We start from the raw sequence: 12,614 nt of genomic DNA on the forward strand, positions 1-12,614 counted from the left end.
CAGATCGGGGCCGTACTCAAGTCGCAGCGCACCATCGTTCCGCCTGTCCTGGAGACCGCAAGCATGCCCCGGCCCCATCCGAACGCCCCCGCCAAGCCCCCCGCCGGCATGCGCGCGATGCAACTCGAACGCCCCGGCGAGGCCCTGCGCGCGGTGCATCTGGCGGTGCCGCGCCCCGGCCCCGGGCAGGTGCTGCTGCGGGTGGAGGCCTGCGGCGTGTGCCGCACCGATCTCCACCTCATCGACGGCGAGCTGCCCGACCCGGTGCTGCCGATGATTCCCGGCCACGAGATCATCGGCCGCGTGGTCGAACTGGGCGAAGGCGTCGGCGACGCCGCGGGCATGGTGCCGGGTCAGCGCATCGGCGTGCCCTGGCTGGGGTGGACCTGCGGGCATTGCGGCTTCTGCGCCAGCCAGCGCGAGAACCTCTGCGACGCGGCGCGCTTCACCGGCTACCAGATCCAGGGCGGTTATGCCGAATACACCGTGGCCGACGCACGCTACTGCTTCCCGATCGACGAGGCGCTCGACGCCGCCGAGGCCGCGCCGCTGCTGTGCGCCGGCCTGATCGGCTATCGTGCGCTGGAGATGGCGGGCGCCGCGCGCCGCATCGGCCTCTACGGCTTCGGCGCGGCCGCCCACATCATCACCCAGGTGGCGGTGTGGCAGGGTCGCGAGGTGTACGCCTTCACCCGTCCCGGCGACAGCGCAAGCCAGGCCTTCGCCCGCCGGCTCGGCGCCTGCTGGACGGGCGCGGGCGAAGAGCGCCCCCCGCACCCGCTCGACGCCGCGCTGATCTTCGCCCCCTCCGGCGAGCTCGTCCCCGCCGCGCTGCGCGCCGTCGCCAAGGGTGGCACGGTGGTGTGCGCGGGCATCCACATGAGCACCATCCCCGCCTTCCCCTACGACATCCTGTGGGGCGAGCGCCGCATCGTCTCGGTCGCCAACCTCACCCGCCGCGACGGCGACGAATTCCTCGCCCTCGCGCCCAGGGTGCCGGTACGCACCGAGGTCGTCCGCTTCGCCCTCGAGGACGCCAACGAGGCGCTCGAGCGCCTGCGCCGCGGCGCGCTGCAGGGGGCGGCGGTGCTGCTGCCCTGAATTCCGCTTGCCAGCGCTGCGGGACTGTTTAAAATTACAGCCATCCCATGGAGGCTGTCATGACCGCCCGTAGCGAAAACCTCACCGCGCGCCAGCAGGAAATCCTCGATTTCATCCGCTCCACCGTCGAGTCCGAAGGCCGCCCGCCCACCCGCGCCGAGGTGTGCACCGCCTTCGGCTTCCGCTCGCCCAACGCCGCCGAGACCCACCTGCGCGCGCTCGCCGCCAAGGGCGCGATCCTGCTCGAGGAGGGGCGCGCGCGCGGCATCCGCCTGGCCGAGGCGCTCGGCCTGCCCCTGGTCGGCCGCGTCGCCGCGGGCAGCCCCATCCTCGCCGCCGAACACGTCGAGGCGCGCTATCAGCTCGACCCCGCGCTGTTCTCGCCCAGGGCCGACTACCTGCTGCGCGTGCGCGGCATGAGCATGCGCGACGCCGGCATCCTCGACGGCGACCTCATCGCGGTGCATCGCAACAGCGAGGCGCGCAACGGCCAGATCGTGGTCGCCCGGGTGGACGACGACGTCACCGTCAAGACCCTGCAACGCAAGGGCCCGGTGGTCGAGCTCCTCCCCGCCAACCCGGACTACACCCCGATCGTCGTGGACACCCGCCGCGAGCCGCTGGTCATCGAAGGCGTCATGGTGGGGCTGATCCGCAAGGACCACTGAGCGAGCCGATGCCGCACCCGCCATGGCCCTCCCGCTCCAACGCCACGCCGACGCGTCGCTGCGCGCTGTAGCTCCTGCCGCCACCGGCACGCATGGCGTGCTCGCCGGCCTGCCTGCGGGCAGCGTGTGGCAGGCGAGCCGGCTCGCAGGCGCCGCAGGAGCGGTGCTGCCGACCGGCTTCTCCGCGCTCGACGCCGAGCTGCCCGGCGGCGGCTGGCCGGCCGGGGCGCTCATCGAGCTCCTCGCCGACCGCCCCGGCGTCGGCGAACTGAGCCTGCTGCTGCCGCTGCTCGGCGCCACCCCGCCCGCATGCTGGATCGTCTGCATCGCCCCGCCGCTGCTGCCCTACGCTCCCGCGCTGGCGAACGCAGGCGTGCCGCTGGCGCGCCTGCTCGTGGTGCGCCCCGAGCGCCGCGAAGACCTGCTGTGGGCCGCACGCCAGGCACTGCTGTCGGGCAGCTGCGCCTGCGTGCTGGCGTGGCCGCAGCGCATCGACAACGCCGGACTGCGCCGCCTGCAGCTGGCCGCCGAGGAAAGCGCCACCCCGCTCTTCCTCTTCCGTCCCGGCAGCGTCGCCGGTCAGCCTTCGCCGGCGGTGTTGCGGATTGCGCTCGCCCCGCAGCCCGAAGGCCTGCAGCTACGCATCCTCAAGCGCCGCGGACCGCTCGCCGCCGCGCCGCTCGTGCTCGCCCTGCCGCCCGGGGCCAGCCCGGTACCGAAGGCATCCCGCGCAGGGCAATCCCCCCGGATGCCCCTCTCGGCAGCTTCCCACCCTACCGCATCCACCACCGTCGCCCCCGTCGCGCCTGCATGCAAACCGGAAGCGCGGCGTTTTCTGTAGGAGCGACGCCAGTCGCGATCGGCGGCCTTCCTCCACCCGCCGCAATCGTTTCGTCGCTCTAACCGCAGCCCTCGCTGCCGACCGATTCAAACACCTCGACGCGGAGCGTTTCCATGTTGTGGCTGGCGATCCTGTTGCCGGCGTTGTCGCTGCAGGTCTTCACACGCGGCGTACGCGCCGCCCCACCGCTGGCGATCCTGTCGCCCCGGGGCCGGGTGCTGGCCGCCAGCGCGGCGGCGAGCGCGGCCGGCATCGAACCGGGGCAGCGTGCGGCGAGCGCCCTCGCCTTGCTGCCCGAACTGCGCCTGCAACCGCACGAGCCGGCGCGCGAAGCCGAAGCCCTCGCCGAGATCGCCACCTGGGCCGGGCGCTTCAGCCCGCGGATCAGCCTGTCCGCAGCGGACGCGGTGCTGCTGGAGATCTCCTCCTGCCTGCGCCTGTTCGGTGGCACGGCACAGATCGAATCCGCCTTGCGCGAAGGCCTTGCCGAGCTGGGCTTCACGGCCCTGCTGGCCTGCGCACCCACTCCACTGGCCGCGCGCTGGCTTGCACGGGCGGCCGCTCCTTCCGCCCTCTCCTGCCCCCCGACCGACGCGGCACTCCCCACCGACGCCGCCGGGCAAGACTGGCGCGCTGCGCTCGACCCGCTGCCGCTCGAACTCCTGAGCGAGGAAGACGCCTGCGACGCCGCCACGCTGGAGTTGCTCGCCGGACTCGGCCTGCGCACCCTTGGCGAGCTTCGCCGCCTGCCGCCCGCCGGACTCGCCCGCCGTGGTGCGCAGGCGGCCGCGCGGGCGCTGGCGCGGGCGCGCGGCGAGCTCGCCGATCCACGCCCCTGGTTCGAAGCGCCGCTGCGCTTCCACCACGGCATCGCCCTGCCCGCGCCGGAACTTCACGCCGAGGCCCTGCTCTTCGCCGCACGCCGCCTCTTCGCCAGCCTTGCCGCCTGGCTCGATGCCCGCCACGCGGCAGTCGACCGCTTCCGCCTGCGTTTCGGCCACGGCTCGCGACCGCCCACCGAACTCGAGTTCGCGCTCGGCCGCCCAAGCCGCGACGAGGGGCACTTCGCCCTGATCGTGCGCGAACGCCTGGCCATGCTCGAGCTGTCCGCCGAGGTCGACTCGATCACCCTGTGTGCGGAAAGCCCCGTGGCTGCCGACCCGCGCGCCCGGGACCTGTTCGGCGATCCTGCCCAGGCCGGAGAGGACGCCGCCCTGCTGCTTGCCCGCCTGCAGGCGCGACTTGGCGAGGAATGCGTGCAGCGCCTGGATCTTCGCGCCGATCACCGTCCCGAAGCCGCCTGGCGAAACACCGTGCCCTCCGCACAGGCGACCACTGCACGCGCCGGCCGCGACGCCGCTGCGGGGCCGGCCTCGACACGGACGGCATCGCCGCCGCCACGCACGACAGCAGGCCTGCGCCCGCTCTGGCTGCTGCCCGCGCCGCGTCCGATCTCCGCTCCCCGCTATACCCTGCTCGGCGCCGCCGAACGCATCGAGACCGGCTGGTGGGACGGCATGCCGGTCCGTCGCGACTACTACCTCGCGCGCGATGCCGACAACGTCCTGTGCTGGATCTTCGAGAGCCTGGATGCGCCGGGGCAGTGGTTCGTGCATGGGTATTTCGGCTGAAGACGCCGGTCCCGATCACGGTGCCGGAGCCCGCGACGAGGGCGGCGCGAGCCGGGACGGAGGATCGCCACTCGCGTCGCTCACAGCGGGGTCCGAAGCTGCATCGTGCTGCGGTAACGTGCCGATTTTCGTGGGAGCGACGCAAGTCGCGATCACGACGACGCGCGAGCGCGTGACGGGAACTGCAGGGGCGCGGGGCTGTGCGCGTAGTACACTTCCGGGGCTCCGAACCTTTTCCACCGCCTCCATTCCCATGCCCGAGCCTTCCTCTTCCGTCACCGTTTCCGCTGAAACCCGCGCCCGCCCCCTGCCGGGCGACCTCGACCGGCGCCGCGCGTTGTTCGCGCTGCTGGTATGCGTGGTCGCGCTGCCTGCATCGTGGCTGTTGTTCAGCCAGCTCGAGCGCCTGTGGCCGGAGATCGTGCGCCTGGAGGGGCTCGGCTTCCTCGCGGCGGCCACCCTGCTCGGCGGCGTGATGGCGATCGGCCCGCTCGCTGCGGCGCTCGGCTTCCTGATCGCGGTGTGGTTCGGGGTGCGCAGCGTCTACAGCGCGCGCAGCCTCGCCACGCCGCTGCTCGACCGCGTCATCGTCGGCGCCGGGCTGCTGGTTTGGTTCATGCCCGCGCTGGCGGCGATCGCACAGGCGGTGCGCGCGCTGACCACAGGGCGGATCCACTTCGTGCGCCCGCCGCGCGACTACCTCCTCGCCACCGATCCGATCGCCTTCTGGCAGGGCGTCGGCTTCTGGCTGATCATCGCGGGGCTCGCCGGCTTCCTCGCCTGGCGCTACTGGCAGCCGAAGCTGTTCCCGGCGCACGACGCCGCCCCCGAGGCCTGAACGCGACCTGCCGCCGCGGGCGCGCCTGGCCGTGCGTGCCCGCTCCGTCACACCTTGCCGTCGTCCGCGGCTGCGCCTCGCGCACGGCAAGGCGGCGCATCACCCCCCCAACCAACCCCGCCGCAGCTTCGCTGCCGCGCTATCGGCGCGCGGCGCCAGCTTGAGCTCCTGGCGCTCGGCAGGCGGTGCAGCGAGCACCGCACGGAAGCTCATCAGCTCGTCGCGACGGAAGAGATGCAGTTCCACCTCGTCGCCCGCACCACGACGGGCGAGCAGATCCTCCAGCCCCTTGGCGCTGGAGATCCTCAGCCCGTCGAGCGCGATCAGCACGTCCCCGGCCGAGACGCCCGCCGCCTGCGCCGGACCGTCGTCGTACACATTGGCGACCTTCGCCTCGCCACTGCCCCCGCCGAGCTTCATCCCGAGCACCGGCGCGGTCCCCGCCGCCTCGGCGCGCAGGCTCACGCCGAAGGGACGCAGCAGGCGCGCCAGCGGCAGATCCTCGCAGCCGTCCACCGCCTTCTGCAGCCATTTCGCCAGGCGCGCGCCGAGGCGTTCGCCGCCCGCGTCGCGCACCGCGGCGAAGATGCCATCCTCCGGCACGCCCACGCCGGTGAGGCCGTGGCGCCGCCACAGCAGCCGCATCACGTCGTCCAGGCTGGCCGCACCCTCGCTGCCCGCGCGCAGCTGCAGGTCGAGCGCGAGCGCGATCAGCGCACCCTTGGCGTAGTAGCTGACGATGGCGTTGGGTGCGTTCTCGTCCTGGCGGTAGTACTTGGTCCACGCGTCGAAGGAGGACTCCGCCACGCTCTGCTTGAGCCGGCCGCTGCCGCGCAAGACGTTGGCGATGGTCTTGCCGAGCAGCCCCAGGTAGTCATCGATGCCGATCACGCCGCTGCGCACCAGGGCGAGGTCGTCGTAATACGAGGTGAAGCCCTCGAAGGCCCACAGCAGCCGGGTGTGGTTCTCGCGCGCGAGATCGTAGGGCGTGAACGCCACCGGCTTGATGCGCTTGACGTTCCAGGTGTGGAAATACTCGTGGCTGCACAGGCCGAGGAAGCTCTTGTAGCCGTCGGGCAGACCCTCCATGCCCTTCCACGGCAGCTCGGCGCGGCTGCAGATCAGCGCGGTCGAGGCGCGATGCTCCAGCCCGCCGTAGCCCTCTCCCACCACCATGGTCAGGAAGGCGTAATAGTCCACCGGCGCCGGCGTGCCGAAGAGCGCGATCTGCCATTCGCATATGCGGCGCAGGTCGGCGCACAGGCGCTCGAGGTCGCAGTCGTGGCGGCCGGTGAGCGCGATGTCGTGCGGCACGCCCGCGGCCTCGAAGCGTGCCAGCGTGAAACGGCCCATCTCGACCGGGTGGTCGATGAGCTCGTCGTAGTCCGCGGCGCGGAAGCGGCCGAAGCGGCAGGCCTGGCCCGGGTGGCCGTGCTCGGGCGGCAGCGCGGTGACGAGCTTCCAGTCGCGCCCGCAGTCGTCCTCGGGGCGTTCGATGGTCACCACGCAAGGTGCTTCGGTACGCCCCGCCACCGCGAGGAAGACGCTCGTGCCGTTGAAGAAGCCGTGTGTGGTGTCGAGATGGGCGGTGCGCACCGACAGGTCCCAGGCATAGACCTCGTAATGCACGCTCAGCACGCGCGCGCCCGGCACCGCAGCCGCGCGCCAGGTGTGCTTGTCGAGCTTCTCCAGCGCGCAGGGCTCGCCGTCGGCCTCGGCACGCAGGCGCACGATGTTGCGCGCGAACTCGCGGATCATGTAGCTGCCCGGGATCCACGCCGGCAGGCTGAAGACCTGCCCCGCGGGGTCGGGCTCGGCCACCGTGCAGCTCACCTCGAAGAGGTGGGCGCCGGGGTTCGCCGGGCGGATGCGGTATTCGACCGCGGGCGGCGGACGGTCATGGAGCGCCGACGCGGCGGCGGACAAGCGGGTGGAACGGGCGGACATCGGCAGGCTCCGGCGGAACTCGTCTGGAAGAGGTCCAATCGTAACCGCATGGCCGGGCGCCGGGGAGGCGACAGAGGTCGGCTGCGATCTCCCGGCGCCCAACGGCGAACGCCCGGCGTGACGGCCGCGATCCGCGGATACCCGTCATCCCCATGGATCGATTACCGTGCGCATCACGCGAACGACTGATAGGTTCCTTCGAACTCGATGATGATCGACCGGAGTCCGCTCAGATCGAGCTCACTGTTGTACTCCCGGGGAATTCGGATTGACCACTGACAGAACGGCCCGATCATTTGTCGCTGCGCGTCCAGGAACCCGCCGGTCAGCACGGGCGCTGGTGTCGCCGCTGGTGCGCTGGTAACGGTGCCCGTCTCGGGTCTTGCTGCGGCCGCCGCACCTGCCGAAATTGTCGTGCCGTCGGGGGAGAGCGCACGTGCATCGTAGCGGTACTCGTGATGCACTTTTTGATGATTGACGGTGACCGGCACGTCGCTGGCGGTCACGATCGTCTCTACGCCGGGATGCGTAAACTGAATCACGTGAATGTTGTCCTTGGTCCTCATCCCGAGCGCGCACGCTCGAATGGCGGAGAGGCGGACGTTGGCCATTCCCGGGAAGTGTGTATGGTCGGTGTTGGTGTCCTTTCGCGCCGGAAGAATCGACACCAGCCCCTCGTTGCCGTTCATCAGCGTTGCGAACAGCAGGGGGTTCCGCGCTTTTGTGAACTCGATTCGGCAGGAGTTGCCCATGGGGACAAAAGCTTGAATGGTCGAAAGCCGCTTGTTCTCCTCTTTCAGTCGTCCGACGATGAAGTCGATCAACGCGGCTCTGAACGCGGTCGAGTTGATGTTGTCGGGCCGCTGCGAGCCAGCCATCAACTGCCGAAGCACGTCGACGAACACATCCTTGTTGCTCAAGGTGTGCATCGTGAATGCGCGGCTCGCCAGGTACAGCGTCTCCACACACTGCTCGCGCGCGTGACGCCACAACGCGCTGCTGAACGCGGCCATCTGCGGCAGGCTGAGACCGGCCTGACTGACCCGCCAACTTTCGGTCTTGTTCTTGGCCGACCTTATGGCATCCGTCTGCGATCGCAGGTAGCACAATTCGGTAAGCGCGTCGTTGTACTCGGCAATCTTGGCATTCCGCGTCGCGACCAGTTCGATGTAGTGCGCCAGATCGTCGCTTAATTTCTTCGCTGTCGGACACTTGCTGAAGAATTCGGCGCAGATCGCATCAACCTGCCTGCGCGTCGCCATCAGGCGGCCTTGCTCGGTTCCGTCGGCGCTGATCAGTCCGTCACTGGCCTGTTTCAATCCGGTGAAGTCGGTGACTTCATTGGACAAGGACAGCACCTGACGGCTGAGATACGAACGATTCACCGTGGTGCCGTTGTCGGTCGCGATCTCGTTGGCAGTCTTCGAGATCAAATCGCCGGCCTGGCTTGCAACGAGCGGTATCGCGAAGGCTGGCGCCTCAGGGTTGATGAAGGCCAACTGACCGATGGCGGACAACAGGGCTGCGGGCGTAAGGCCTGTGCCGAGCGTGACTTCATTTTCAAAATCGGTGAATTTCTTGATCAAGTGCACCGAGCCCTCGGCGCGGTTCGCCTCGAACTGCTGAACGGACTTCAGGGCCGCATTGACCTTGGCGACGCTGTCGGCTACGTCCGCCTCGAGCGCCGTCAATGTGCGGCTCTGACTCCCCGAGAGGTTGCCGAGAAAGCCGGCTCGCTCCTGCGCGTTCTTCAGCGCGCCTGCCAAGGCGCCGTGCGTCTGCTCTATGGCGCTGTATTCTGCGACCACCTCGGTCAGATCCGGCTGATAGCGGTCGATCGACCCAAGCGCGACGAAATCATGATCGTGCCCGAACAGGTTCCGCCCCTGTCGAAGCGACTCCAGCGTCATCGTCGCCGCTGCAGCAAGGTCGGCCTCTTTGCGCTCCGTAGCCATCCGGACAATCCATGACAGGGTTGCCTGCAGGCTGCCGACCGCTTCGCGAGTCTCGTTGGTGTTCGCATGAACGTTCGTGAAGAGAAAACGTTCGCGGCAACGCTCGAAGACCATGGGCAGAAGATCCCCGCTCAGTTGCAACGCAAGCGATCTGTCATCGACGATCGACCAGCAGCCGGGATAGTTTGACGCGGGACTGATGCCTACACGTGTGGGCGGCGTCGCAACGGGCCTCGCGCCTTGCGCAGGGCGATTGGTATTGTTGGCGCCGACCTGCCCGCTTTGCCCCGGACCAAATCCGCGCCCTCGGATGTCTGAGCCGCCATTGACGGCGCCATACCGGGGATCTACGGGTGCGGGCCCGCCTGGTGTTCCCGCTTTTCCGAACGTCTGCTCCGCCGGCAGCGCTTGCCCATCTGCCCCGTTCGCATCGATGGGCGTATGAATCTCATTCCACGAGCCCCACACTTTGGCGCGAGTCCACACTGCCCAGATATTCGCGATCGTTCCTTCGAAGGCCGCCTGCTCGGCCTCCACGCGAATGATCTGGTACGTCTTCGGGTCGACGGATGGAACTGCCGGCGGGCGGAGCGCGCCAATGGCGATCGTGCCAGGGCTGCCGGCAACTCCGCCGTAACCCGGAAGTCCGCAGACACCGCCGCCGCCGCTGTCGGCGCCGTTCTGGTGCCCATCCGGATCCCTGCCGCCCATGAAAGCGAGGAAATTGGGCTTGTAGCGCAGCGAGTCCATTTTGGGCGTACCGCCGTTTCCACCGTTGCCGCCGATTCCGGGTGATGCTCCGTTGCCGCCGATGCCACCCGCAACCGACAGGCTCATGCCTGACATCGGAAAATCAAACCCCAGAAAATTCAGCGAAATGGTTCCGCCGTCGCCACCTGCCCCGCCGTTTCCACCGTGACCGCCACAGCCTCCAGCGCCCCCACGTGCCGACTCCGAATCGTTGTCATCCAGGTTGTCGATCCCGTTTCCGCCGCGTCCGCCAGGCTGGCCCTTCCCTCCGTTGCCGCCGAGGCCCCCACTGGCATCGAGGACCAACTGCGGTCCCCGAACCAGTCGATCGCACCAGATCGTGATCGAGCCCCCCTCGCCCCCCTTGCCACCATCCCCGCCCGGTTGACCGTTCGACCCAACGCCTCCTTCGTGCCGCCCTGGTTGTCCGTCCTGTCCCGCGGTCGCCGCCATTGGTTCTGTGCCGGCGGTCGTCTGGCCTCCGCTGCACCCATCCTTGCCACGACAACCGCTTACATCGATTCCCCCGTAATTGCCTGGGTTCAATGGGTCGGGCAGGAACTCCAGGCGCCGGCAGACGATCGTTACCTGCCGTCCGGGCAAGGTGATCACGCCTTCAACCACCACCTCGTCGCCATAGACCGTCAGATTGGTGGTCGCCGCAACGGTCCTCTCGTTCAGGACGTGACGCCTTGCCGTCAGCACCTGCTGCATCGCGACTGAATCGCCCGCCGCCGCGGGAACCAGAATCTCCGAATAGTAGGGGTCGAAAGGCGTTTCGCTGGTGGATGCAGGCGAAGTGCATTCGGTCGTGTTCATGACGTTTCACCTCGATTCGAACGCGCCGTTCTGGAACAGAAAGGTCAATTCCTTTGCGATTGCGGCGCGCAGCGCCGCGATGGGTGCACAGGCGCCATCCGCGATCTGTTCAATCGCCAGCGGGTCGCCCGCCGCCGCACGGCTGTCTTCTCCATTCAGGATCGAGCGGGTTCGCAGCGCATACGCGTCGAGGGTTTGCAGCAGCGTCGATGCGAGGTTCTGCAGTTTCTGCGGATCCAGCTTGGACTTCACCAACTGTTTCGTGAAGTCGTCCAGTTTGCTCGCCAAATCAGAATCGAACGCGGCATCGAGTACCTTGCGGACGCTCTTCCCGAGCAGGGCGTCGACCTCGCTGAACAGCCGTGACTTCGACGAGCGCCAGAACTCTGCGAGATCCTGCCCGTTGGCCAACGCGCTTGCGGCGGTCTGGAAGCTCTGTTCATATGCGGCGCTACGGTCCGAGGCGGCTGCAAGTCCGTTCTCTGTCAGGGCGATGACGCTGTCCAGTCGGTCCGACACGCTCTTGAGACGGCTGATGTCCCGTTCCAGCTTGGACACTTTCCGTGTCGCCTCGTCGCGCTGAGCGGCCGTCAGGTCCGGACCTTGCAATTCGATGCGGAGGCCGTCGAGCTCTGTCGTCCGATCATGGATCAGCTGCTCGCTGCGGGCCTTGTTGTCGCGCCTTTTCGCGAGCTCCGTCTCCATGTTCGCCCGCGCCTGTTCAATCAGATCACCCGCCTCATCCATGCCGGCGCGCTCGATCAACTGCTTGGTCTGCGTGCTCATCGTGATCGGCTCGACGATGCCGCCTGCGGCGATGGCATGCAGACGCTCGGCAATCTGCTCAGACAGGCCGGTCAGCGCGCTGCCGAGCAGTGACAGGCAGGCGATTTCGGCGCGATCTTGCAGGCGCATTCCCTCGAGGCGCGAATCGAGCGTTGCGCGGGCCGCGCGAATACTCTCTCGAAGGGCATCGGCTGCCGCGCCGATCCGATCGGGATCATATTCGGCCGCCGGACTGGTAGCCTCTTCCCACTCGGCCAATCGCTCTTCCAGACCTCGATCAATCGACTTGAAGTCCGCTTCCAAGCCTGCCCCGAAACGTTCGAGCGTGGAGGCTCCGAATTCGTAGGCGTCGGACGCCGTCTCACGTGCGCTCGCCCAGTAGTCGCCGAGATCCAGGCTGAACTTGGCGGCCCGCTCGACCAGCCTGCGATTCGGTCCCGGGATTTCTTCGCGCTTGGCAGGCTTGTACCCCTCCGCTTTGGGGTCTCTCGACATGGAGTGATCGTAGAAGTGTTGGGCGTCCGAGGTGAAGGAATGCGCGATATCTGCCAGATGTCGGGCGCCAGGCGACTCGTGCTCGATCGGCCGTACTGCAACTCGCTCCAGTGCCATGGCTGCATCCCTCCTCTTCCCAGGTTCGGTTGGTGGTTACGGCGGCCTACGCGTGAATACGTCGTCGTCGATCGACCAACGACGTGTCCCGGCTTGTGTCCGCCCGCATACGGGCCTGTAACATTCTAGACACTACAAGAAAGACTCGCCCGCTGCCGCCAAGGGGCACGCTTGGGTTCCTTCACCGCACCGAACCTGTGGTTGCTGGCGAAGTGTCGTCGCATGTGGTTCGACTGGAGGGTCGGATGGTCGGTCGCGCCGACCCATTCGCACTTCCTGAGGCATGAGGAGCGCGCGGAGATGGACACCTCGCATCCGGATGAGAGCTGGTGGAGGGCCGAGTTGCAGATGGTTCCGTCGACAAGAAAAAAGCCGGCTCGCGGGCCGGCTTTTTTCTGCTGTCTGGTGGGCGATACTGGGATCGAACCAGTGACTTCCACCGTGTGAAGGTGGCACTCTACCGCTGAGTTAATCGCCCGTCTCTGGAACCTGTTCCGTACGATTTCCGTACCTTCTTTGCAGGAGGGCACCAAGTCGTTGATTTACCTGGTGGGCGGTACTGGGATCGAACCAGTGACCCCTGCCGTGTGAAGGCAGTGCTCTACCGCTGAGCTAACCGCCCTCCCGAAAAGAGGCCGCATTTTAGAAGGCGAGTCGCCGGGCGTC

8 protein-coding genes and 2 tRNA genes are annotated in these 12,614 nt (G+C 68.1%); 5 read left to right on the forward strand and 5 right to left on the reverse strand.

The window, feature by feature from the left end; genetic code table 11:
• The first annotated feature begins 63 nt into the window (after nt 1–63).
• The 5 genes from PO78_RS10090 to PO78_RS10110 all read left to right on the forward strand — a co-directional run bounded on the left by PO78_RS10090 (nt 64) and on the right by PO78_RS10110 (nt 5,079).
• Nucleotides 64–1,101: a zinc-dependent alcohol dehydrogenase family protein gene (locus PO78_RS10090; protein WP_231570673.1), complete on the forward strand. Its 1,038-nt coding sequence runs from the start codon at nt 64–66 to the stop codon at nt 1,099–1,101.
• Between the two features lie 59 nt (nt 1,102–1,160).
• Nucleotides 1,161–1,769 carry a transcriptional repressor LexA gene (lexA, locus tag PO78_RS10095; protein WP_004320360.1) on the forward strand — a complete coding sequence of 203 codons (609 nt, stop codon included), beginning with the start codon at nt 1,161–1,163 and terminating at the stop codon, nt 1,767–1,769.
• 22 nt (nt 1,770–1,791) lie between these two features.
• On the forward strand, nt 1,792–2,610 hold the full coding sequence (imuA, locus tag PO78_RS10100; protein ID WP_043743450.1) for a translesion DNA synthesis-associated protein ImuA: 819 nt from the start codon (nt 1,792–1,794) through the stop codon (nt 2,608–2,610).
• A 113-nt stretch (nt 2,611–2,723) separates the two neighbouring features.
• Nucleotides 2,724–4,241 carry a Y-family DNA polymerase gene (locus tag PO78_RS10105; RefSeq protein ID WP_012585472.1) on the forward strand — a complete coding sequence of 506 codons (1,518 nt, stop codon included), beginning with the start codon at nt 2,724–2,726 and terminating at the stop codon, nt 4,239–4,241.
• Between the two features lie 253 nt (nt 4,242–4,494).
• Nucleotides 4,495–5,079: a hypothetical protein gene (locus PO78_RS10110; protein WP_004302682.1), complete on the forward strand. Its 585-nt coding sequence runs from the start codon at nt 4,495–4,497 to the stop codon at nt 5,077–5,079.
• A gap of 99 nt (nt 5,080–5,178) precedes the next feature.
• On the opposite strand, the gene PO78_RS10115 is transcribed toward PO78_RS10110, so the two are convergent.
• The 5 genes from PO78_RS10115 to PO78_RS10135 form a co-directional block, all read right to left on the reverse strand.
• A complete protein-coding gene (locus tag PO78_RS10115; RefSeq protein ID WP_043743455.1) occupies nt 5,179–7,026 on the reverse strand; it encodes a M61 family metallopeptidase in 1,848 nt (615 codons plus the stop codon).
• A 173-nt stretch (nt 7,027–7,199) separates the two neighbouring features.
• Nucleotides 7,200–10,550 carry a hypothetical protein gene (locus PO78_RS22850; protein WP_156147798.1) on the reverse strand — a complete coding sequence of 1,117 codons (3,351 nt, stop codon included), beginning with the start codon at nt 10,548–10,550 and terminating at the stop codon, nt 7,200–7,202.
• A 6-nt stretch (nt 10,551–10,556) separates the two neighbouring features.
• A complete protein-coding gene (locus PO78_RS10125) occupies nt 10,557–11,948 on the reverse strand; it encodes a hypothetical protein (RefSeq protein WP_004302688.1) in 1,392 nt (463 codons plus the stop codon).
• A 403-nt stretch (nt 11,949–12,351) separates the two neighbouring features.
• Nucleotides 12,352–12,426 (reverse strand) — tRNA-Val (locus PO78_RS10130).
• A gap of 69 nt (nt 12,427–12,495) precedes the next feature.
• Nucleotides 12,496–12,570, reverse strand: a tRNA-Val gene (locus PO78_RS10135).
• Between the last annotated feature and the right edge of the window lie 44 nt (nt 12,571–12,614).

It is taken from the genome of Thauera sp. SWB20, from assembly GCF_000831325.1.
Taxonomy (GTDB): domain Bacteria; phylum Pseudomonadota; class Gammaproteobacteria; order Burkholderiales; family Rhodocyclaceae; genus Thauera; species Thauera aminoaromatica.